The 23,610-nt window shown below is 49.0% G+C and carries 18 protein-coding genes; 10 read left to right on the top strand and 8 right to left on the bottom strand.

Translation table 11 applies throughout. From position 1 onward, the window contains the following. Nucleotides 1-8: 8 nt before the first annotated feature. On the bottom strand, nt 9-2,672 hold the full coding sequence (locus K7B67_RS11320; RefSeq protein WP_256484849.1) for a response regulator: 2,664 nt from the start codon (nt 2,670-2,672) through the stop codon (nt 9-11). Between the two features lie 587 nt (nt 2,673-3,259). Between K7B67_RS11320 and relA the strand changes: the two genes are divergently transcribed. From relA to K7B67_RS11300, 4 genes are all read left to right on the top strand, one after another. Continuing rightward, the gene (gene relA / locus K7B67_RS11315) at nt 3,260-5,506 is read left to right on the top strand and encodes a GTP diphosphokinase (RefSeq protein WP_252180437.1); all 2,247 of its coding nucleotides are present in this window, start codon (nt 3,260-3,262) and stop codon (nt 5,504-5,506) included. Then, nucleotides 5,503-6,324 carry a nucleoside triphosphate pyrophosphohydrolase gene (gene mazG, locus K7B67_RS11310; protein ID WP_252180436.1) on the top strand — a complete coding sequence of 274 codons (822 nt, stop codon included), beginning with the start codon at nt 5,503-5,505 and terminating at the stop codon, nt 6,322-6,324. Before relA ends, mazG begins: the two co-directional genes overlap by 4 nt. A gap of 40 nt (nt 6,325-6,364) precedes the next feature. Beyond that, nucleotides 6,365-7,489, top strand: coding sequence for an FGGY-family carbohydrate kinase (locus K7B67_RS11305; protein WP_252180435.1), 1,125 nt, complete (start codon nt 6,365-6,367; stop codon nt 7,487-7,489). Nucleotides 7,490-7,794: 305 nt separating this feature from the next. Then, nucleotides 7,795-8,214 (top strand): hypothetical protein, encoded by a 420-nt coding sequence (locus K7B67_RS11300; RefSeq protein WP_252180434.1) that lies wholly within the window; start codon nt 7,795-7,797, stop codon nt 8,212-8,214. Between the two features lie 100 nt (nt 8,215-8,314). Here the strand turns inward: K7B67_RS11300 and K7B67_RS11295 are convergent, their stop codons facing one another. Genes K7B67_RS11295 through trmJ form a run of 3 tightly spaced genes read right to left on the bottom strand, consistent with a single transcriptional unit; the run spans nt 8,315 to nt 10,469 of the window. After that, the gene (locus K7B67_RS11295) at nt 8,315-8,719 is read right to left on the bottom strand and encodes a hypothetical protein (RefSeq protein ID WP_252180433.1); all 405 of its coding nucleotides are present in this window, start codon (nt 8,717-8,719) and stop codon (nt 8,315-8,317) included. Nucleotides 8,720-8,753: 34 nt separating this feature from the next. After that, on the bottom strand, nt 8,754-9,656 hold the full coding sequence (rarD, locus tag K7B67_RS11290; protein WP_252180432.1) for an EamA family transporter RarD: 903 nt from the start codon (nt 9,654-9,656) through the stop codon (nt 8,754-8,756). A 51-nt stretch (nt 9,657-9,707) separates the two neighbouring features. After that, entirely contained in the window at nt 9,708-10,469 is a 762-nt protein-coding gene (trmJ, locus tag K7B67_RS11285; RefSeq protein ID WP_252180431.1) for a tRNA (cytosine(32)/uridine(32)-2'-O)-methyltransferase TrmJ, read from the bottom strand. 126 nt (nt 10,470-10,595) lie between these two features. Here trmJ and cydD point away from each other — a divergent pair, with 126 nt between their 5' ends. Continuing rightward, complete coding sequence (gene cydD / locus K7B67_RS11280; protein WP_252180430.1) at nt 10,596-12,371, top strand: cysteine/glutathione ABC transporter permease/ATP-binding protein CydD; 1,776 nt, start codon at nt 10,596-10,598, stop codon at nt 12,369-12,371. Next, on the top strand, nt 12,361-14,052 hold the full coding sequence (gene cydC, locus K7B67_RS11275) for a cysteine/glutathione ABC transporter ATP-binding protein/permease CydC (protein ID WP_252180429.1): 1,692 nt from the start codon (nt 12,361-12,363) through the stop codon (nt 14,050-14,052). The genes cydD and cydC overlap by 11 nt, the downstream gene beginning before the upstream one ends. Here cydC and K7B67_RS11270 read toward each other — a convergent pair. Beyond that, nucleotides 14,049-14,945 (bottom strand): hypothetical protein, encoded by an 897-nt coding sequence (locus tag K7B67_RS11270; RefSeq protein ID WP_252180428.1) that lies wholly within the window; start codon nt 14,943-14,945, stop codon nt 14,049-14,051. The genes cydC and K7B67_RS11270 overlap by 4 nt on opposite strands. 77 nt (nt 14,946-15,022) lie before the next feature. Next, on the bottom strand, nt 15,023-15,277 hold the full coding sequence (locus K7B67_RS11265; protein WP_252180427.1) for a type II toxin-antitoxin system Phd/YefM family antitoxin: 255 nt from the start codon (nt 15,275-15,277) through the stop codon (nt 15,023-15,025). Nucleotides 15,278-16,663: 1,386 nt separating this feature from the next. On the opposite strand from K7B67_RS11265, the gene K7B67_RS11260 reads away from it, so the two are divergent. The 4 genes from K7B67_RS11260 to K7B67_RS11245 all read left to right on the top strand — a co-directional run bounded on the left by K7B67_RS11260 (nt 16,664) and on the right by K7B67_RS11245 (nt 21,809). Further along, a complete protein-coding gene (locus K7B67_RS11260; protein WP_252180426.1) occupies nt 16,664-17,209 on the top strand; it encodes a hypothetical protein in 546 nt (181 codons plus the stop codon). 684 nt (nt 17,210-17,893) lie between these two features. Continuing rightward, on the top strand, nt 17,894-18,838 hold the full coding sequence (locus K7B67_RS11255) for a ParB N-terminal domain-containing protein (protein WP_252180425.1): 945 nt from the start codon (nt 17,894-17,896) through the stop codon (nt 18,836-18,838). Nucleotides 18,839-19,957: 1,119 nt separating this feature from the next. Continuing rightward, the gene (locus tag K7B67_RS11250) at nt 19,958-20,845 is read left to right on the top strand and encodes a hypothetical protein (protein WP_252180424.1); all 888 of its coding nucleotides are present in this window, start codon (nt 19,958-19,960) and stop codon (nt 20,843-20,845) included. A 421-nt stretch (nt 20,846-21,266) separates the two neighbouring features. Next, nucleotides 21,267-21,809, top strand: a complete 543-nt coding sequence (locus K7B67_RS11245; protein ID WP_252180423.1) for a recombinase family protein — start codon at nt 21,267-21,269, stop codon at nt 21,807-21,809. Here K7B67_RS11245 and K7B67_RS11240 read toward each other — a convergent pair. Beyond that, nucleotides 21,754-22,281, bottom strand: a complete 528-nt coding sequence (locus K7B67_RS11240) for a GNAT family N-acetyltransferase (RefSeq protein ID WP_252180422.1) — start codon at nt 22,279-22,281, stop codon at nt 21,754-21,756. The two genes, K7B67_RS11245 and K7B67_RS11240, sit on opposite strands and share 56 nt — an antisense overlap. A 132-nt stretch (nt 22,282-22,413) precedes the next feature. Further along, nucleotides 22,414-23,526 (bottom strand): hypothetical protein, encoded by a 1,113-nt coding sequence (locus K7B67_RS11235; protein WP_252180421.1) that lies wholly within the window; start codon nt 23,524-23,526, stop codon nt 22,414-22,416. Between the last annotated feature and the right edge of the window lie 84 nt (nt 23,527-23,610).

The raw sequence follows: 23,610 nt of genomic DNA, 5'->3' as shown, positions 1-23,610 counted from the left end.
ACCTTGTTTCAGGCAATGGCTTCTGCTTCCTTTGACCGCTGCCATTCCAGAAGCTCTTTAATGGCCTTGATCACTGCCTCAACACCCTGAACGATATCGGGTGAATTGAGCTGAACGGTCTGTTTCAGGCTGGTTTCCAGTGTCAGGCAGGCATCCAGAAGTTTGGGTGCTGCACAATACCGGCAGGCGCCGTGCAGTCGGTGAACCCGCTCCAGTAGCGGTTCGTGGAGACTGTTTTGGAAGCTCTCTTCGATGGTCTGCAAATCATCGGGCAAACCGGCAAGTAGCATGTCCAGCATTTCCCTGGCCAGCTGCTGGTTGCCGGCAGCCAGCTGTATGCTCCTCTCTTTGTCGATCGGTGAGGCGTTGGTTTTTAGCTGACCGGGAACCTGTTCTTCGGTTGGTTCATCCGGAGCCTGCACCGGGTTACCTGTCCAGTGACTGATGGTTGAGACCAGTTGCCGGGTATTGACCGGCTTGGTCGTATAATCGTCCATTCCGCTTTGCAGAATCTGCTTGCGTTCCTCGAGCAGTGCGTGAGCAGTCACAGCAATAATAGGAATGCGTTGGTAGATATTGTTGATCTTTCTGATTCGACGGGTTGTTTCCAGACCGTCAATGTCAGGCATCTGAACGTCCATGAGTATCAGGTCGAAGCGTTTATGATGGCAGCACTCAATAGCCTCAAAGCCATTGTTGGCAGTGGTTACAGACTGATCCATTGTTAACAGAATGGTTTCCAGTAACTTAAGATTGACCGGGTTATCATCCACGATCAGGATATTCAGTTGTTTCTCAAACACCGCTTTGGTGGGTTGCATAACATCGGTTTCAAGGAGAGTTTTCGAAGTCATGCCTTGAATGGCCAGCAAGAGCTTGCTTCTGGCTACGGGTTTAAGGAGGCAGTGAATTCCTGTGGGCAGAGTTTCAGGGTGGTTGCTGCTACCGGCCATGGTAAGAATCAGAACCGGGCTTTGTTGGCGAGGGCTTTGTTGGCGAGGGCTTTGTTGGCGATAGTTTTCAGCGATGCTAAGGGTGCGCTTCAGGGAATCATCACCCTGACTCAACAAAAGCAGATCATGGTTGTGATGAGTTTCAACGTAAGCCTGCAGTTCGACCAGAGAGTGAAACGAAGTGACTTTTAAACCCAGACTTTGTATCTGATGACCAATGGCAAGTCTTGAGAGTTCCTGAGGCTCATAAAGTAACAGGTGATGGCAGCCGGGTATGGGTTGCGGCTTAAACAGTACGTTCTCGTCTTTTACCGGTTGGGTTCGAAGGGTAAACCAGAAAGTAGAGCCTCTGCCAAGGTCAGAATCGAGTCCGATTTCCCCCTGCATCTGTTCCACCAGGCTTTTACTGATAGAGAGTCCCAGGCCAGTACCTCCAGCCTGTCGTGTTCTACTGGAATCAGCCTGTGAGAAGGCTTTGAAAATAAGGGAGTGTTGTTCAGCCGTCAGGCCTGAGCCAGTATCTGTGACAGTGAACTTAAGTGTATGGATGCCAGCGTCGTCCACTTGCTCCAGCATGACTCGAATGGCAACACTGCCGTAATTGGTAAACTTGACGGCGTTACTCACGAGGTTGGTCAGAATCTGGGAGAGTCGCTGTTTGTCACCAATAATTTCTTCAGGGGTATCTTCATAAATAAAGCTGACCAGTTCCAAAGATTTTTGCTGCGCGGCAGGGGCCATAATCGCCAGAACATCGTCGATTACTTCCCGGATACTCAGTTGTTGATTATCCAGCTCAAGCTTGCCCGCCTCGATTCTGGAGAAGTCGAGAATATCATTCAGCATGGTCATCAGACCTTGGGCAGACTTCTCAATGGTGGACAAGTACTCTCGTTGCTGAGATTTAAGTTCGGTTTCCAGCAGCAGAGCGGTATAGCCGGATATGCCATTCAGAGGGGTTCGGATTTCGTGGCTCATATTGGCCAGAAACTCACTTTTACTCTTACAGGCCTCAAGTGCTTCTTTCCGGGCCAGGTCCAACTCAACGTTCTGGATTTCTATGGTTTCCAAGGTTTCCTGTAACTCATTGGTGGACAGGTCAGCGCTTCTTTGCAGTGCTTCTCGTGAATAAGTCAGCCGCTCCAGCAGCTTGTTGATGGCTAACTCCAGCGCAACGTAGATACTCCCCGGATCGGCTGCCAGTCGGCTATCCCGGTCTTTTGGCTCGATGTTATCCACGGCATCGGTGATGGCTTGTATGGGATTGATCAGGGAGCGGGACAGTTTCATGCACAGAGACAGGTAAATGCCAATGACCAGAGCCAGTACGATCATGGCCAGCAGCATGGCTCTGTGTTTTTGTATGCGTGTTTCTGAATAAGCGAATTCAATCTGGAGCCAGCCAATGGTTTCAGATGAATCACCATTGGCTCGAACCACGGGGGTAATTGCTCTCAGTGTGTCCCGTGTGGTGAAAAAGGACAGAGCGCCGGGAAGCGATTGGCCCTTGCCGACAGGAAGCAGGTCGGGGCCGGCATGAACGAGTTCCCCACCCTTTTGGTCCAGCAGGCTGACGGCCCTGATATCGATATCCGCAAGAGTATTAATGGCCAGATCACGGGTGCTCTGTATCCCACCGTTGTCCATTAAATAAACTACAAGTGTCGCCATTCGGTGAGTCATATCCCTGGCTTTGGTGGTTAGCTGTTGGTCCAGCATCGTTAAATGTGTCCAGAGGTAGAGGCTGCACATAAGAACAGAGAGGAGAGCACCTGGCAGCAGTATCAGAACAAGAATTCTGCGCTGAACAGTCTGGAAAGATGTTTTCATAGAGTAAGAGTGGTACAGACTGAATTATTATCATTTATGCTGAGGGCATCATAAAATTTATACGTTCGTTTTGGAAGTTTTCTGTGTCGTCTATCCATTCGTTTTTGGTTTTGCACCTGTCTGCTCAACTACACCGATGCGATCTCTAATCGATCAAAAATATTTACATATTCATTGCTTTACAGTGCTTAAATTTCACAGTGCTGTAGGTATAATTTGCGTGGTTATGTATTGTTTGCGCAGCTTTTTTATGAAAATACAGTATTGTTAACCTCGAAAAGCTTCTCCAGCCTCAGGGAGTGACAGGCTTTCCCGGTAAAGAAGCACAGATAATATATTTTTAAAATGTGAACCCAGTGTCATGGCCAGCTGAGACTGTTTCGGTCATTGAGTCAGTTTCGTCTTTGTAGCTGTGAGTCTTGAGGCAAAGCCCTTCAGTCTGGCGGTGTCTCCAAAGTAATAAGTGGAAAACCTGCATGGTAAAGGTTAGAGAAGATCACCCCGTTCGCTTTGATGGCTCCATCGATCTGGATGCCTGGCTGGCGCGTATGCAAGAAAGCTTTGCTGTTACCGGAGCAGAGCGCCTCAGGGCTGCCTGTGAACTCAGTCGTTGGGCTGAGGAACAGGCTCGCCAGCAGGCCGACACTGTCTGGCCTGCCGGCATGGGCTGTTTTCGTACCGGCCTTGAGATGGTTGAGATCCTTGCAGAACTGAAACTGGATACCGAAACGCTGGTGGCCGCTGCTCTTTACCGTGCTGTGCGTGAGCGCAAACTGTCCATGAAACAGGTGGAAGAAGAGTTTGGTAAGACGGTGGTTCGTCTGATTAAAGATGTTCAGGGCATGGCGGCCATCAGTGAACTCCTTAATCCGGCCAGGACTCAGGTGCTGAACCAGAGTCAGGACCAACTGGAAAAAGTCCGTAAGATGCTGGTGTCCATTATTGACGATGTGCGGGTGGCTCTGATCAAGCTGGCGGAGCGTACCTGTGCCATCAGAGCTCTGCGAGATGCCGATAAAGACAAACGTCGTCGTGTAGCCCGGGAAGTCTTTGAAATCTATGCACCTCTGGCTCACCGTCTTGGTATCGGTTATATCAAATGGGAACTGGAAGACCTTTCTTTCCGCTACCTGAACCCCCAGGATTACAAACGCATTGCCCGCCTGCTGGACGAGAAGCGAACCGATCGCCAGCAATACATTGACCATGTTGTCGATCGACTCAAGCAAGCGTTGGACGAGGCCCAGATAGAGGCTAATGTTTATGGTCGTGCCAAGCACATCTTTAGCATCTGGCGGAAAATGAAACGCAAGGGGCTGGACTTTCGGGATCTTTATGACATCCGTGCTTTTCGGGTGATCACCAAAGAAGTCAGGGATTGTTATGCCGCCCTGGGGGTGGTGCACTCGCTTTTTAACCATATTCCCCAGGAGTTTGATGATTACATCGCAACGCCCAAGGAAAATGGTTATCGCTCCCTGCACACCGCTGTGTTCGGACCAGAAGGCAAAACCCTTGAAGTACAGATTCGCACCGAAGCCATGCATGAAGAGGCTGAATTAGGCGTTTGTGCCCACTGGAAGTATAAGGGCACCGACGTTAATGCCAAGAGTGACAGTTACGAAGAAAAGCTGAACTGGCTGCGTAATGTCATGGAGTGGCATGAAGAACTGGGTGATCTGGGTAGTATTGCTGAAGAATGGCGTTCTGATGTTGAGCCGGACCGTATTTATGTGTTCACAAAAGCGGGCCATGTGGTCGATCTGTCTTTGGGGGCTACCCCCATCGATTTTGCGTTCAGAATTCATTCAGAAGTGGGTTTGAAATGCCGTGGCGCTAAGGTAGGAGGCCGTATCGTGCCTCTGAATCACACGCTTAAAACCGGTGATCAGGTAGAAATTCTGACCGCACCCAATGCTCAGCCCAGCCGCGACTGGCTTAACCCTGACCTGGGTTATGTGACGACTAACCGGGCGAGAGCAAAGATCACCAACTGGCTGAAAAAGCAGGACCGCGACTCCAATATTATTGATGGCAGCCATCAGCTCAACGCTGAACTCAAACGTCTGGCTCTCACCGGGGTTAATTTCAACGACCTTCTGCCGCAGACGCCTTTCAGGGCAATGGACGATATGTACGCAGCCATTGGCGCTGGTGATTATCGCGTTACCCAGGCGGTCGCCCTGGCGCAAAGGGAGTTGGAGCCGGAAGCAGAAAAAGCGTTTGAGATACGCACCCGTGCGCCCCAGGAAAAGGTTTCCGACAGTACCATCACCATTGACGGGGTGGGTAATCTGCTGACCCAGATGGCGGGTTGCTGCCAACCGTTGCCGGGTGACCCCATCATAGGTTACATCACGATTGGCCGTGGTGTAACGATTCACCGGCAGGACTGCAATAACGCCCTGAATCTACAGGAGCAGGAATCGGAAAGGCTGATAGAAGTGAACTGGGGCTATTCTCCGGAATACATGTACCCGGTGGAAATGATCATTACCGCTTATGATCGATCGGGGCTGTTGCGTGATATTACCATTGTTCTGGCTAACGAACGGGTCAATGTTCTCTCGGTACAGACCCGAACCCATAAGGAAGAAAACATAGCCAATATGCTGCTGACGGTTGAAGTGCAGAGTTTACAGCAACTAAGCAAAGTGCTGGCCAAGGTGAATCAGTTGCCCAACGTGATCGAAGTCGCGCGTCATCGCAAGGAAGGGAAATGAGCCAGAACAGCCTGAATGACCTGCTCTACCTTATGAGCCGACTGCGGGACCCTGAAGCGGGCTGTCCCTGGGATCTTGAGCAGGATTTTACGACGATAGCCCCTTATACACTGGAAGAAACCTGTGAAGTTCTGGAGGCTATTGCCAGCGAAGATTTTGACAACCTTCGTGAAGAACTGGGAGATCTGCTGTTTCAGGTGGTGTTTCATTCAAGAATGGCAGAGGAAGCAGGGCACTTCGATTTCCATCAGGTTGTTGCCGGGCTGGTGGAAAAAATGGTGCGTCGTCATCCCCATGTTTTTCCTGATGGAACGCTGGCGTCCCGAAAGTCGCCGGATGATGACACGACCTCCGATCAAGTGATCGAAAGCTGGCAGGCTATTAAACACAAAGAGAAACTGGCAAAGGGTGAGAAACGCTCAACGTCTGCCATGCCGTCAAAATTACCGGCCGCTTTGCCATCGTTAACCAGAGCGTTCAAGCTGCAAAAAGCGGCCGCCAAGGTGGGTTTTGACTGGCCAGAGCTCGGGCCGGTGTTTGACAAGGTTCAGGAAGAAATTGAAGAAATACGGGAAGCTGTGAACGAAGGGCAGGGTCAAGACCGGGTTGCAGAAGAAACCGGTGATTTGTTGTTTGCCTGTGTCAATCTCGCACGACATCTGTCCGTTGATCCGGATATGTCATTGCGCAAAGCCAGTGACAAGTTTGAACAGCGATTCCGGGCCATGGAAGTCAGGGCGGCTGAAGCAGGTTGTGAGTTTCAGCAGTTAACACTGGATGAAATGGAAGCCTACTGGCAGCAGGGGAAAGTCGGTTAATGGTCGTTTCAGCAGAGCTGAACGATAAAGAAGATTGATTATGACGACTGAGAAAAAATACGTTGTTTCACTGGACCAGGGGACGACAAGTTCCCGAGCCATTATCTTTAATCACGACAGTGACATCGAGGGCACTTCACAGCGTGAATTCACTCAGTACTACCCCCAGGCCGGTTGGGTTGAGCATGATCCAATGGAAATTTGGGCGACTCAAAGCTCTGTGCTGACTGAAGTTCTGGCCAAGACCGGTATCCGTTCTGACGAAATTGCTGCCCTGAGTATCACCAACCAGCGTGAAACCACTGTCGTTTGGGATAAGAATACTGGCCGTCCGGTCTATAACGCCATTGGTGGCAAAGGCGGTACCCGTATTCCTGTCGCTGGTATTGCCGGTGATCAGCAAGCCGCCCTGTTCGGTCAGATGTGTCATGAAAAAGGGATGGCCAAGAATACCTATGGTACGGGCTGTTTCCTGCTGATGAATACCGGTAATGAGCCGGTTAAATCTGAAAATGGTTTGCTGACGACCATTGCTTTCGGTATTGATGGTCAGGTGCAATACGCCCTGGAAGGCTCGGTCTTTATGGGCGGTGCTTCTGTCCAGTGGCTGCGTGATGAGCTGGGGCTGATTCGTGACGCCTCTGACACAGAATACTTTGCCACCAAAGTTAACGATGCTAACGGTGTTTACGTGGTACCGGCTTTTGTTGGTCTGGGCGCCCCCTACTGGGATCCCTATGCCCGTGGCGCGATTTTTGGTTTGGCCCGGGGCTGCAACCGTAACCACATCGTTCGGGCAACACTGGAAGCCATTGCTTACCAGTCCCGTGATCTGATTGACGCCATGGAACAGGATTCCGGTATCGAAATGAAACAGCTGCGTGTTGACGGCGGCGCGGTAGCCAATAACTTTTTGATGCAGTTCCAGTCAGACATTCTCGACACTAAAGTGGTTCGCCCGACGGTGGTTGAATCCACTGCCGCAGGTTCGGCCTATCTGGCAGGGCTGGCCGTTGGTTTCTGGGAGAGCATTGACGAGCTAAAAGATAAGGTTTCCGTCGATTGTGTATTTACTCCGACCATGACCGATGAGGATCGTACTAAACTGTACGACGGTTGGAAGAAGGCAGTTGTTCGTAGTCAGTCTTGGGAAAATCAGGATTGATCAATTATTGGGCACCCTTATCAGGAAATTTATTCCTGATAAGGACCTGACCAGTTGGTTTTGCATATTCTGGCGAGAAACTTTGGGATCACAGGTTCACTCTTGAATTCTTGTCCATCCAGTCTACTTTTAGATTTTCTATCAATAGGCTGTAGCTTTAACATTGTTCATGGCATATCTCTTATTGTCAGTTGCAAACTTGCAGGAATGCTACTGATTAGGGTACGCTGCCTTTCCATGTCCTCAAACAGCAGAAATGATCATAACTCAGTAAACATTAATACCAGATATAAGAGGTTTAATCTGTGAAGAGTTTTATATGTGCCCTTTTTATTACAGGCTTATCGAATTTAGGGGTTGCTTCATGTCTGGTATATGAGAGTTCCAATAGCTGGAAGACCATTGGTTATATTGGTTCAGATGGCCGGACTATTTACAAACTTTCTGATAGATTACTGAACAATGTTTACCTTGACAGACTAAAAAATTTTGCTTTTGAACTAACAAATAAATTGGGTTATGGTATTTTTTTAAAAATTTTCTACGAAACCCCACATCAAGAAGAAGTGATAGGATACATTAGTATTTTCAGAAAAATTATTTATGAAAACGCAGCTAGCTGGAATGAAGTTGGTTTTATAGGTTGGGATGGTAGTACTATTTACAAAAATAGGGATAGTTGGAATATCGTAGGATATATCGGGTTTGGTTGCGACGATGATTAGCGATTCTGAATTGAAGGTTAAAGTTTGGATACCTGTTTTTTGCTTGCTACTATTGCTATTTGGAGAATTTAGGTGACAAGAAATTATGTGTTTTTACTCATCAGTGTTTACTGTCGATAACTTTAAAAAATGATTTGAGTGCAAAACGAATAAGCATTATATAGTATTTTTCGTTAAGCTGTTTTTTTTCAATCTCTCTTGAGATTCTTTGCTTATTCTTAAATGTGGGCGTGAATTTTACCTCTTCAACCGTAGACTTGGTTACAACGTTATTATCATTATCCGCTATATCTTGAGATTCACTTGTTTTGTAGAAGTAGGTTATTGCGCTATTTATTGCTGTATCCACGTCCCACTCCATAAAGGTTTTTATGTCTTTAATCAACTTGATTGACTGTTCATCCAAAGGGAGAGAGAGCCTATCGCTATCAGTGTTTCTATGACTTTTGGAGTCTTCAGAATTAGAGATGGCTTTTATGTAATTGTTATGGTTTTCATTGCTCATCTCTAATAACCTCGCCTATTTTACCAAAAATTAGCTATTCAGTAGGTTGAGCATCTGCTGATGACTTTTTACGCAGACCATCCAGGGTAAAAATAATCAGGGCAAGCCAGATCAGGCCAAAGGTGATTAATTGAGCCTGGGTCACCGCCTCTTTATAGACGAACAATCCAACCAGGAAAGAGATGGACGGGGCCAGGTACTGTAAGATACCGATAGTGGTCAGTGCCAGCTTTTTTGCCGCCATAATAAACAGCAGCAGGGGGACCGTGGTCACCAGCCCAGCCAGAGACAACAGCAGGCTGGTATGAATATCCGAGAACCGGAAGCTGTGGTTGCCACTGTTGTAGATCCAGAAAAAGTATCCCAGGGTTACCGGCAGCAGAATCAGGGTTTCAAAAGCCAGACCGGGGACAGCGGTCACCTGAGTCTTTTTTCTCACCAGTCCATACAGGCCAAAGCTCGTAGCCAGGGCAAAAGCAATCCAGGGCACGATACCCAACATCACAATCTGATAGGTGACGGCGACAGTGGCCAGCAGCACCGCCACTTGTTTGAGTGGTGACAGTTTTTCATTCAGAAACAGATAGCCCAGAAGCACATTAAGCAGTGGGCTGATGTAATAACCCAGACTGGTTTCAAGTATCCTGTCGTTGGTCACACCCCAGATATAAATCAACCAGTTGCCAGCAATTAAAATAGCCGACAGCGTCAGTGTACCCGAAAGCCTGATACTGGAGAAAATCTGTTTCAGCTCTGACATCGTGCCCGTTATTTTCAGCAGAACCAGTAATACAAAAGCTGACCAGAACACACGGTGTCCCAATACTTCTAGTGGTGGCACGTGTTCCAGCACTTTGAAATAGATGGGCCCCAGTCCCCAGAGGGCAAAGGCCACGACACCCAGTGAAAAGCCAGAGAGGTCTTGTTGTTTGGACACGCTTTTTCCTTACTTGGTTACTTCTTATTGCATACGTGAGTCATTAAACGGTCATCCACTGTCTTTTGTTGATGAGGTATTTTTACGGTTGGCCGACTTTTGCACAGCCGCAAGAATACCTCTGAGCATATTCAACTCTTTAGCCTCAGGCCTGGCCCGGTTGAACAGGCGACGAAGGCGGGTCATCACCAGACCCGGATGCTGTTTGATGATAAAGTTGATGTCACTGAGCGTTTCTTCCAGATGTTCGTAGAAATATTCCAGCTCACGAGCCAGAGGATATTCTTCTGTCTCGTTATCGGAAAAATCCTGCTGGCTCTTGCGTAATTCCGCCCTGCGAATATCGTAGCAGAGAATCTGAATGGCAGAAGCCACATTAAGCACCGGGTATTCAGGATTAGCATCAATGGAGACATGGTAATGACATTTCTCCAGTTCCTGATTGGTAAGCCCCATCGTCTCCTGACCAAACACCAGTGCCACTGGATGGTGGATCGCTTCAGCCACCAATTTGTCGGCGCAATCTTCAGCCGTCAGCATGGGGCGGGTAAAGGTAGGGTTGCGGGTGCGGGCGCTGGTGCCTATCACCATGGAGCAGTCAGCAATGGCTTCATCCAGGGTTTGAAAGACTCTCGCCGCTGCCAGAACGTCCTGGGCTCCTGCTGCCATAGCGTCAGCATCGGGATCCGGGAAGCGTTGGGGTGTCACCAGGCAAAGGTCCGAAAGTCCCATGGTTTTCATGGCTCTGGCAGCGGAGCCAATGTTTCCAGGATGAAAGGTATTGATCAGAATAATGCGAATGTTAGACAGCATCGTAACCCGAATTAGTACTGAGAAAGGAGGGGTTAAAAGAGCGGCTATTATACGTTGAGTTGTTTTGACTTACGACCGCTTCAGCTAGAATGGCCTTCCTTTTCCCCTCAGGTTGTTTCCCTTGCTATGAGTCGTATCACGGAGAAGCGCGCTTACAAATGGCTGATAGCTCAACTCAGCCCTACCCGGATCGGGTTGCTGGCAGCCATCACGCTGGGCTTGGTCAATGGCCTTCTGTTTCTGGCCCAGGCTGCGTTGTTGGCGAAAATGATTCATCAGATCGTGATGGAAGACGCTGTCAGGGCGTCTTTGATCCACGACCTGATTCTGACGGCCATGATTATCTTGCTGCGTGCACTGTGTCATTGGGGCCGGGAGGTCATCGGGTTCAGAGCCGGAGTGACTGTTAAGGAGATTATTCGCAAAGCCATTCTCAATAAACTAAAAGCCCTGGGCCCACTGGTCATTGCTGAACAGCCAGCAGGCAGCTGGTCGACCATGGTGGTGGAGCAGGTGGAAGAGCTACAGGACTTTATTGCCCGTTATATTCCACAAATGGCTCTGGCGGTATTAATTCCCTTAGTGATCCTTGTTGTGGCCTTTCCGGTGAACTGGACTGCCGGTCTGATTTTCCTGGGGACAGCCCCTTTGATTCCCACGTTTATGGCCTTTGTTGGGATCAAGGCCGCCGAAGCGAATCGACGGAATTTTCAGGCATTAAACCGACTGGGTGGCTTTTTTCTGGATCGTTTGCAGGGTATGGAAACCCTGAGGTTATTTCAGCGAACCCGTCATGAGCATGAGTCGCTAAAGTTCGCCAGTGAAGACTTTCGACATAAAACCATGCAGGTTCTGCGACTGGCCTTTTTGTCGTCCACGGTGTTGGAGTTTTTTGCTTCTGTTTCCATTGCTATTCTCGCTGTCTATCTGGGAATGAGTTTTCTGGGCTATCTGAATTTTGGCAGTTACGGTGCCGGGGTTAGCCTTTATACCGGTTTATTCCTGCTGCTGCTGGCTCCTGAGTTTTATCAGCCTCTGCGTGACCTTGGCACCCATTATCATGCCAAATCAAAAGCGGTGGGGGCGGCAGAGTTGATCCTGGAGTTGCTTGAACGTGAAGAGTCCGAGCTGCATCAGGGCAGGGATTCACTGGCCTTGGATACGCCGGTCTCACTCACTGCAGAGCGTCTGACGGTTCAGGGCAGTGCCGGTGGCAGAGCGTTGTTGAAGGACGTTTCTTTTACTATTGCAGCGGGTGAGCGGGTGGCCATTATTGGTCCCAGCGGGGCAGGTAAGTCAACGCTGGTGAACACGCTGATGGGTTTCTGGAATTATCAGGGCGAAATCCGGGCCGCAGGACAGGATCTCGCCAGCCTGTCAATGGATCACTGGCGCAAAAGAATCGCCTGGCTGGGTCAGCAACCCCTGATTATTGATGGCACGGTCTATGAAAATGTTTCCTTCGGTCGTGATCTGGATGAGTTGCAGGTTAATCGGGCTCTGGCAAAGGCTCAGGCGATGGAAATTGTCGAGCAGTTACCGGAGGGTCTGAACAGTCTTCTGCAAGAGCAGGGAGGCAATCTTTCCGTAGGGCAGGCACAGCGGATTGCTTTGGCGAGAGCTATCGCTGAGCCGGTCAAACTGTTAATCCTGGATGAGCCAACAGCCAGTCTGGATGCCTACAACGAGCGTCTGGTGCTGGATGCTTTGGAAGCCATTGATCCAGAATGTACGGTCATTACGGTCACCCATCGTCTCAAGCAGATCGATTCGATGGACAGGGTGCTGATGCTCGAAAACGGGCAGTTGGTGGCCGAGGGTGAACCCCGTGTTCTCAAGCAGGAGTCTGCGGTGCTGCAAGCTTTTGTTGCCGGGTTAGCAGGGAGTCTGGATGATGAGTGAGTTGTTGCCTTATTTGAAACTGTACCGCAGGCATTGGGGGGCTTTGTCTGTAGGGATGTTACTGGCCATAGCGACCTTGCTGTTCAGTCTTGGGCTGCTGGCTCTGTCTGGCTGGTTTATCACGGCAACGGCGCTGGCGGGTCTGACGGCTGTGACTGCCCAGAGATTTGATTTTTTCTCGCCGGGGGCCGGAGTCAGAGGTTTTTCAATCGGTCGTACCGCTGCCCGTTACTTTGAGCGTCTGGTGAGTCACGACGCTACCTTCAAACTGTTGGCCTGGCTGAGAAGCTGGTTCTTTGAAAAATTGCTCCCCCTTTCCCTGACTCAGTTGAGGCGCTATCGCAAGGCTGAGTTGTTGAACCGCCTTGTGGCGGATGTTGATGCCCTGGATCAGCTTTATCTGCGACTGTTCAGTCCGGTTATTGCTGCGGTACTGTTGGTGATTTTGCTCTCCCTTGGACTGAGTTTTTTCAGTCCGGTGCTGGGCTGGGGGGCTTTACTGCTTATGGGAGTCTGGCTGATTGTTCTGCCCGTGATGTTTTATCGCCTGGGTTACCAAAGTGGCCGGGCCCAGGGCGAGCTGCTGGGAGAGCTGAGACAAGCAGCCCTGGACTATCTGCAGGGCATGGCCGAATCCAGAATTTATGGCTCAGAAGCCCGGATGAGAGAACGAACCGATGCCACGGAACAATGTCTGCACCATACCCAGAGAAAAATGTCGAGACTGGAAGGGCTCGGTGGTGCCCTGATGGTGGCTGGGGCGGGGATTTCAGCGGTGATCATGCTGTATCTTGGCGCCGGAGAATATCAGCGGGGGGTTATTTCCGGGCCGGTAATGGTGATGTCGGTCTTTGCCGTACTGGCAGGCTTTGAGGCCTTGATGCCTTTGCCGGGGGCTTTTCAGTTTCTCGGAAACACCCAACTGGCCGCCTCAAGGCTGACGGAAGTCCTTGAAGAAGAAGCCATTGAATTTGGCGATCAAACGATCCCGGATACTTTTAAAGGTGGTATGACTTTCCGGGATGTCTGTTTCCAATATCCGGTTGCGGCAGGTGTTAAAACAGCGGCCCCGACGATTCTGGATGGCATCAATCTTGATATTCCGGCCGGTCAGCATCTGGCATTGCTGGGTAAAACCGGCTGTGGCAAGTCAACGCTGATCCGTCTGCTGACCCGGCAGTTACCGGGCTTCAAAGGCCGGATTGAGCTGGGTGGTATTGCCATTAATGATTATTCCGAGGCTGCGCTTTATCAATTATTAACGGTGATTCCCCAGCAGACTCATGTGTTCAGTACCACGCTCAGGCAGAATCTGAAAATGGCCCGACCCGAAGCCGGAGACAGCGAGCTGATGGAAACCGTCAAATCAGTAGGATTGGATCGTCTGGCAGCTGCTGAGGGGGATCAGAATCTGCTGGATCTGTGGCTGGGAGAGGGCGGAGTGACGCTCTCCGGGGGAGAACAGCGCAGACTGGCGATCGCCCGGGCGCTTTTGAAAAAGGGTGAAGTGTTGGTTATGGATGAAGCCGGTGAAGGCCTTGACCCGGTGAGTGAGGATCATTTGATGAATCAGATTCTGGACGCATACCGGGATAAAACCGTCATTATGATCACCCATAAAAAGGCCATGCTGGAGCGTATGGGCCGGGTGGTACGAATGGATGGCGGGCGTGTGGTCTAGCTTCTTGGACGACCTTTCTCGTCTAATTCCGTATCGAAATCGATCAGGTTGTCATCACTGCCCTGTTGTTGGTCGAGAAATTGAGCGGTCTCCTGCTGTTGGCGGTCACTGAGCACTTTTTTCAGCAAGTTTTGCTCGGACAGTTGCTGGCTTTCCGGGTTGGTCGCCAGTTCATCCCGGCAGGCTTTCAGAAGCTCGATTTGTTCACGGGGGGGGTAGTTGCCAATAAAGCTGTCCAGATATTGATCGGCTGATTCCTGATCATGATTGAGATTGAGAAGGATTTCGTTATATCGCTCCTTGTTTTCAGTCTCATCCGGGGTATCTGTTGGCAGTATGGTTAACAGATCTTCCTCTTGACCACTGGCTTCAGAAGGGTGCAGCAGCCTGACTGCAACACTCAGGCGCAGGGACATGCGAGCGGCATCATTGCGATTAAGGCCTAGGCTGGCAAATTGTTCCATCTGCCAGGGAATAAGTTCTGCCACCAGAAAGTGTTCAGGAAAAGGCTGATCGTTTTCAATGCACCAGAGAGCAAAACTGTAGGGGTCTTTTTGCCAAAGTTCCCGGGCAAGGTTGCTACGCTCGACCAGCTCCTGCTCCGGGAGATCGGTGGGAATAAAACGCTCATCAACCAGTCCTGCCCCGGCAACGCTCCGGGCCCAGCGGCATTCGCGAATTTCCCGTTCATTGACCTTTTTATTGCTGAGCCAGCCCCGGCCCCGGAGCATATCAGCCAGTTTAAGACCGAAACCCTTAACTGTTCTGACCATACGCCTTCCGAACCAGCGGGGCTTGTCTTCAGGTTCGGATGCCTGCTGGTTTGTTGGAATGCTTTCTGGGAGAAGATCCTGACGGAGTGTGTTCAGGCAGTTTTCAACGCTGGTGGGCATGGTTCAGTCCCTGTAGAGCCGTTCTTATGATGTTTGGAAATAAACATTTTTAGTATAGAAGGCTGTAGGTGGGCATTTCATAGGTCAACAATATTTACCCGAACCCGCTCGTCATTTTTACGCTCTTCAACGATGGCGGATAATTCCAGGTCTTCCAGAGCATTCATCATGGCTTCGTAGATATGAGCGGGAACCGCGTAGAATACGGGCTGGTTACGATTCAGTATGGCAACAGTCTCACCATTCGCTTCTTTAAGAACCGCCATAGGATTTTTTTTCAACTCTGATATACCAGCGCTTACATCTGCAAGGATAGGGTGTACTAATGCCATTGAAGACTCCTTAAATGATTATTTGTGAGTATCGATACTAGACATCATTTCAATGAGTTTGATGTGAATAATCTGCGTTCATCCTGAACGGAGTTTGGGTTCCCTCTATCAATGGCACCCATACCGCCCGGTATTCATCCAGAATACCGAGTGGTATGGGTTCACAGTTTTTTTGCAAAGAACAGGAGGTTGGGGTCTTCCTGATAATCTCCAAAAGGGGGACAGGGTTCAAAACCGAAGCGTTCATAAAGCTCGCAGTCTGGTCTGAAAACTTCTGACAACTCAATACGGATAACCCCGATCCAGAACATAATAGGTGACGGTATCCATATTCTCTTTTACTTTTTCAAGCTTCATTGACCATAGTGCTAACTAGCGCTACCCTGCACGTTCGTACTCCAGTTACTAAGGACACCGAACATGCAGGCTTACAGTTACCGCCGCTTCTCCAGTCAACAACAGGCCAAAGGCTCCAGTCTCGAACGTCAGACTAAAGCCAGCCGAGAGTTCGCCATAAAGCAGGGCTGGACGCTCTCAGACGTTAGTTTCAATGACCTCGGAGTCTCAGCATTCCGTGGGGCTAACGTCAAACGAGGCGAGCTCTCAGACTTCCTATCGGCTGTCCAGTCAGGCAGCATTAGTACTCCATGCGCACTAATCGTGGAATCATTAGACCGAGTGAGTCGAGACAAGCTATCGCAGGGCATGGCTACCTTTCAATCACTGTTAGCGGCTGGTGTGACGGTAGCAACCGTTAGTGATAATCAGGTCTACACTCCAGCAGACAAAGATAACTTAGGCGCACTAATGGTAGCGATGGTAAACCTGCATCGTGCCCACGAAGAAAACCTTATTAAAAGCCAGAGGAGCCAAGGGTTCTGGCAAAAGGCGAAGGAAGGCCGGACTAACGTGAAAGCTGGACGAATACCGTGGTGGCTCAAGCGTTGCCCTGAAGCTGGCTATATCGTTATACCAGAGCGTGCAGAGCTGATACAGAAGCTATTCCAAAAATACCTTGACGGAGTAACCCACGCTAAATTAATCGCTTACATGAATGAAAACTCTGATAAGGAATGGTCAGCATCTTCTATCCGTTCCCTTATGGTAAGCACGCCAGTCATAGGCTTATGGACTCCAAGCGATCCTAACGCTGAGCCTGTAGCGATATATCCGCAGGTAATCAGTGAGAGTACCTATTATGCAGCACTGAGTCTACGCCATTGCAGGAACGGAGAGTCTAACCGTCGTGGCACCTCCAGCTATAACGATAATATATTCAAAGGTCTGGCTAAATGCGGGACATGCGGTCGAGGTAGAACATACAGTAAATTGCGGGGTACTTATGTTTACTTGCGGTGTACAGGCCGTTGCGGTGGTGGCTACAGCGTGTCCTACGCTAACTCTATGATCGCTCTAAAATGCCTGTTGGCTAACGTTGATTCAAGGCCACCAGCGGAGCATGACGATGAGCATTCATCCACATTACGTGAACTGGAGCAAACGATAGCAGGGCATCAGACCGCCATAGACAACGTTAAGGCAGCGATAGCCACTACAGTAGACCCTAGTACCATTGGAGCACTAACGGCTACTCTAACGGGCTCTATAGCCGCTAAAAGCCAAGCACAGGCAAAACTCCAAGCCTATCAGGTGGAACATAAAGCCAAACTGTCCGTTAACGAACGTATCAGCGCCTATGCTGGCATTATGCATGACATTGATTCATCGGTAGGCAGTCCTGAGATCGCTAATAGGGTTAACGCTCGGTTACGTCAGCTCGGCTTGACGGTGCTGGTGGATCGACAAGAGTTCAGGCTTATGGAGAACGGGAGTCCTATCGGTTCCCTGAGTTCTACACAGATTGCCGCACTGAAGGAAGCAGACAAAGAGATTAAGGCCGCACAGGTTGAACGTTTAGCTATCGCCCGTTAAAGAGTAGGTGCCTGTTTTCGGGAGGCACCTGAAGTTCCAACTTCAGCCGAACTTTGCACGCTTAATTAATATATAGGTTTTATGATGGTTCTAATGATGGTTAAAGGGGTACAAAAAGTAAGACGGGGGGAGTGCTAAAAGTAAGACGGGGTGGTTCTACTGTCTGGACACCTTGGCTAACTAGGCTTCCCATCTTCAGGAGGTGGAAGTAATGTCAGCCACAACGTCAGCCACAACGTCAGCTATACAGTCAGTTCACAGCACTCAGCCAGCTGCAAGTGAATCCTTTCTTAAGAGGGCAAACTAAAGCTAACATTAGTAAAGCGTTCTGCAACACTCAGCCAACCCAAGCCAAACAATCGGCCACCAGTGACACTGACATACTGGAGTTCTGAGTTCATCGTTAGGGTGTCCCAAAATGGCAAGATGCCAAATCGGGCCACCACAAGCCAACCCCAAGCCAAACCGCTGAATTAACGGCGGAGCCAAAAGCCACGTGTGCAACACTCAGCCAAACAATCGGCCAACCCAAGCCAAACAATCAGCCACCGCTGACCCTGACATACTGGAGTCCTGAGCTAACTGTTAGGGTGTCCCAAAATACCAAGGTGATATTTCTGCGCACCTTAGCCAACTATGTGCTAGACTCCCGTCCACAATTAGGAACGGAAGTACAACGACACGATGACCACACTGACTATTGCTATTCACCATATTATAGCCAACGATAAAACTCAGCAGAGAGTGGCCACAGAAAAGCTGCACTGGGAACGAATGCAAGAGCGCATATTAGAGCTAAGGGAAATCGGTGAGGAGATCGACCCGATTGACGTTATGCGGGCTACAGACAAAGAGAATGATATTAACGACAGTTACTATTTGATCGACGGATTCCACAGGCTCGATGCTTATATTGCTCTGGGCGATACGTCTGTTAAGTGCAATGTTGTCGGCGAGGGAACAGAGCGTGACGCTATTCTGTCCTCCCTGAGTTCTAACGCCACTCACAAGCTCGCTCTAGCCAGACGGAAAGGAGATATTACGAAGGCCTGCCGTGTAGCTGCTCGCCTACTCTGTGACCAGCAGGAAGCGAACGGCACCGAAAAGCACCTAATCAGGTTACAGTCAGCGTCGATAGCGGAACTGTGCGGTCTCCCCGCTGATAACAGCATGGCTAAGCGTATTGCCGCAGAGTTCAACAAGGAAGCCAAGGCCGTTAGGGATGAGCGGATCTCAGAGCTGTTGAGCGAAGGCAATAGCAATAGGGAGACAGCCCGCACATTAGGTATTCCAGAGTCAACAGTCCGTAATGCGATACGCAAAACAGTCGAGCCCGTGCCTTTCGACCCGTCAGTATTCGACAGCCCACCCGCTGAATTAACGACGGAGCCAAAAGCCAAAAAGGAATATAAGCCACGTTCTCAGGAGGATAACTTTCTCCGTGATATTACGCTCACTCAATATAACTACAAGCTAACTAACGCCTTCTCCACGTTACTATTGACGGACTTCACGCCAGAGGACTTAGCGGAAAGCTGGAAGAATAGTCTTAGCCGTAGCCGCTTAAAGAAATTCAAACAGGCATTACCTAGGATTAAGGAAGCAGTCCGGCTATTTGAGGCTAAATAGTCGCTTAGCGTTCTAGCACAGGCTACCACACTCAGCTAAGCACTCAGCCACCAGCGCAAACATACTGGAGCCTTGCAGGACAAGGGTTTGATTAATGTTACTCAAATTGAGGAAGATCAAACTGAAGGTAATCGCCAGAGTTCACCGCAAGGCTTGTAAACCGTAGCACAACGACGTTTTACGTGACGTCGAACGCATGTTGCACAAGCTGGAAACAGTAGAATTCACTTTTGAATCGTCCTACGTCACACGGAAGTTATACGTGACGTCGAACGCATGTTGACCGATGACAAGGGACTAATCCAGCTTACTCAAATTGAGGAAGTTCAAACTGAAGGTAATCGCCAGAGTTCACCGCAAGGCTTGTAAACCGGCTAAAACCATGTAGGAGAACTGAGAGTTCAGGCGCACTACGTCACACGACGTTTTACGTGACGTCGAACGCATGTTGCACAAGCTGGAAACAGGAGAATCTAAAGTTGGATTATCACAACTACCGGCTAAAACTATGCCCAGCCGTGAGATTGCGGAGCAGGACAAGTGTCTAATCCAACTTACTCAAATTGAGGAGCTGGACGGATAGGAGAATTCAACACCTAACCCCACAAAACAAGCGGGTTAAGCAGTTATTGACCGTTGGTTTGCTCCTGAGCTCACAGGCTCCCACACTCAGCCAGTTGCAAGTGAATCCTTCCTTAAGAGGGAAAACTAAAGCTAACATTAGTAAAGCGTTCTGCAACAATCAGCCAAACAATCAGCCAACCCCATGAAACCAAAGCGAATCCTGCTGTAGACAAAGAGCAAGCAATTCGCCACCACCGCTTACCCTAGCGCCTCAGAATCGTCCTATATGGAGCTCTGAGAGCCACTGACCGCTTTTACTGACAGCAATAACTGACCGCAATAACTGACAGCTAGAACTATACGCCAAACTGAAGAACACACACCGCAAACCTTTGCACGACAAAGCTGTCGAGCCAAGCCAACGATCCCCAATCGTAACAACTAAATCACCTTTCTGTGAACTATCTGTTTCTGCGCTTATCATTCTCTTGAAATGATTTAGGGTAAGTGCAGATGGGGAGCAGATAGTTCACAAAAAGCAGAGAACTCAAAGCAATGCAAAAGCCAAACCCATCAACACTTCAGCATTATCACCAGCTCAATGACGTTACCGTCGATAACTGGGAGGAAATGATTTTTGAAGGCAGTGTATATCGTATAATCGACCAGAAGACCGGATTATTTAGCATCGGCTACACAATCCATAGTCTCAAGAAGACGTTACGTGAGCGAATTGTAAACGCTAAGCGTCGTGAGAATAACTTTCGAGGCCAGTCAGCCTTGATTAACAATGCACTGTCAGCTGGCAGACAGTCAGCCCTGAAGATAGAACAATTAGAGTCCTTACCGTTCCATTGGGCGGACAAGAAGCAGGCGCAATCAGGCCTAGCGGCGCTAGCTTTTAGTCACCGTGAGACTGATCGAGAGCACTGCGTCGATGAACGAGTGTTGACAAGCCATAGTCAGCGGATACCAGATCGGACACCAGACGTCGAAGATAAGTTCTGCCATCGGTGCCAGATGCAGACGGAGCGTCGACGGAAGGGGCACTGTAAGAGATGCCACCAGAAAGTAAGTAAAGTACAGAACTATAAGCGAATTGACGGTTCTAGCGAGCCTCTGGTTGACTGTTTGGACACAGCGGAGTTTGAAGCGAGTATCTTCAAACTCACCGATGAATCAACAGGGCGCTATTACCTCGGCGTGACGCTGCAGAGGCTCAGCAGTCAGCTTCGCACTATCATCTATGCCGCTAAGTCTAGAGACTCCAGAGCGCCCGCCACACTCATGATAAAGGCTGCCCTCGACGCTGACTCTGACCTGACCATCACGCCCGTGGAGACTCGCACGTTTACCCTAGCTACAAAAGACAAAGTGAGGACAGAGCTGAAGACCCGAATGACAACCATTATTCCAACCGATGATCCACTCTGTATGAACTAGGTTTTTGTGAGGAAAATCTGTGGGCGTATATAAGGGAAATCGCCCTCTGCCAGTGCCCCCGTGCGCCCATGTGCCAGTGGGGGAGGGGGGTACGCTGTTGCCTCTTACATTAACCCGTCTGAAAACGCAATGCTGGCTTGTCGCTACATCTATAAGTGTACGCCTCGTTGTCAAGAGAGAGCTTGTTGCTAGACTTGTTAGTGATTGTACGGTGAACCCATGCTAGCCTATTGACAAAGCCTAAACCCTGCGCTATTGCCGTGGTTTCGATTGTCCTCCTGACTGTCTCACAAGTTGTAAGCTCTGAGACACCACCGAAATGCAGGCGAATAACTGTCTGTTAAGTCTTGCTTTCCCTTTTGAGACACTGTATCGTAGCTTTCGACAACTTATGAGACAGGTACAGACAGTGAGTAAAGCAATGACATTAGGCTATGCCAGAGTATCCACAACAGAGCAGGATTTAGGTGTCCAGCTTGACCAGCTCACGCAATACAAGTGTGACAAGATATTTAGCGAAAAGCTGAGCGGTAAGAATGCAAAGAGAGCCCAGCTCCAAGCCTGCATAGAGTTCGCCCGTGAAGGTGATACTATCGTGGTTGCTAAAGTAGATCGTATTGCTAGACGCACCGTTGACGCTCTGGAGATAGCCGACAAACTTAGGGCAAAGGGCGTGGGGCTTCGATGCTTAGACCTTGGGGACGTTGATATTAACAGCGATGTAGGCAGGATGATTTACACCACGATTGCGGCCTTCGCTGAAATGGAGCGCAAGCGTATTCTCCAACGTTGTAACGAAGGCAGGGCTAAAGCGAAAGCCGACGGAAAACATTTAGGCAGATCGGCTGACACCGCATTGCACGGAAAGATTGTCCAGATGTTTGACGAAGGGCACTCTAAGCTAGGCATCAGTAAGGCGCTTGGATGCAGCAGAGCAACTGTCTACAGAGTGTTGTCACTATAGATATTAATTCAAGAATTTCCGAGGTTGATCGAAAACCGAGTCTCACCAGAACCTGCCCGGACTTTGTGTTCTCAGTCAGTGTTCTGGCCCGGATCTGATTGAAGGGTAGCTGCTCAAAGGTATGGCTTATGAGCGCCTGCCCGGCTTCAGAGCAATACCCCTGCCCCCAGTAGGGCAGACCCAGCCAGTAACCCAGTTCAGCATCGGTGTGAGTGACGTTATTCAAACCAATGGCTCCCACCAGTGTGCCCGACGCTTTCAACGTGATGGCATAGACAAAAGCACTGTCTTTTTCTCTCAGGCTTTCATTATTGTTAATCCATTCCTCTGCCAGACCATCAGGGTAGGGGTGGGGAATGCTTTCAGTCAGTCTGGCTACCCGTTCTTCCCCAGCCAGTATTTGTACCTGATCAGCATCCTGTGGAGTGAAGGCTCTCAGGATAAGTCGGTCTGTGGTAATGATCGGTTCCATAATATAAGACTCTTGTTGTTTGTTGTTGTCTGATATCCTGCCATGATTTTAACTAAAAATCCTTTGTTTTAATGGCATAACTGAGGATGTCTCGACAGGCGCCTGACCAACTCCCGCATCCGGAAACAGCGCTCATTTGGACTGCCCCAGACTAAAAAATACACTGCGTATAGTGCCACCTTGATTACCTGATTCATCCGTATCATTGCTCCCTGATCTGGGACAGTTACATGCGCCTTGACAATCACAGGCTTGTTGTGCCTGTGATTCTTCATAATGTGGGGGAGGCTGGTTAACTAAAACATTGTAATTATTAATAGTCAGCGCCAGGGTATAACCATTAATGCTAACCACTACTGCCAGTACCTGAATATTATTGCTGGATAGCTTTTTAAGGTGATATTTCACGACAAGTCCGTGAAGAAAACTTAACGACACAAAATGTGATGGTTTCCCATCATCTTCACTGTTTTGCTCTTGTACAAGAATTGTGGCAGGTGAAGATGTATTTATTAATCCGGGAATGATCAGGTTCAGCGTCTGTGTGGTAGACGGATTTAGATTATCTATCATCCATTGTTGTGTTTCTGGAGTGTTAAGGAAAAGATCAACTATATGGCTATTGACGTCTATATTTTCTATGGATGAAGATCCAAGTATTGCACGTTCATGTGTTACAGTCTTATGAGCCACAGAACGACTATGGAGCGTTACATGTTCTGGCAAATGGTTTGGGGTTGCTGACCCCAGTGTTTTCACTCTTTCTTCCTGGTTGAGTATGTCTTGGGTGACCCTCTCGCAAGATGTAAAACAAGGGTTACAGAAAACGCAACAGAACCATTCAGCAATATTACGTGTTGTTGTTGATGTTTGGCCTTTTAGTTTGTAATACATATGGGATTTATGTGTAAGGCCATAACGGCCACCTCCTAAGAAACGGCGAAAAAAATCGGGCATATTATTATCAGGACTATACTGATGTACTACTACATTAGTGGTCGTTGTCACCTCATAAGTGCAAAAATGATTTCCAGAAAAACTAGCGCACAATTGATTGGGCTCATCAGGATTGAATCCACTGACAGCCCTGCTATGGATAAAATCAATGGATGTTGTGGCTGTACCGATGAATAGTAGCTTATCATACTGATACAGATTCCAGTTAAACTGTACCTCTTTTGATTTTGAGTAAGATGATAGCAAACAGAAAAAGAGTAAAATAATTAACCTAACCTTTGTTTTCATCGCAAGCTACCTATTTGTCGATAATGTCAATTTATACAGGTTGGCAGTTAAGGATAGCTCAAGTAATTCAAATAACTACTCTTT

Source organism: Endozoicomonas sp. 4G (assembly GCF_023822025.1).
Lineage (GTDB): Bacteria > Pseudomonadota > Gammaproteobacteria > Pseudomonadales > Endozoicomonadaceae > Endozoicomonas_A.
This window is presented reverse-complemented; position numbering and strand designations above follow the sequence as displayed.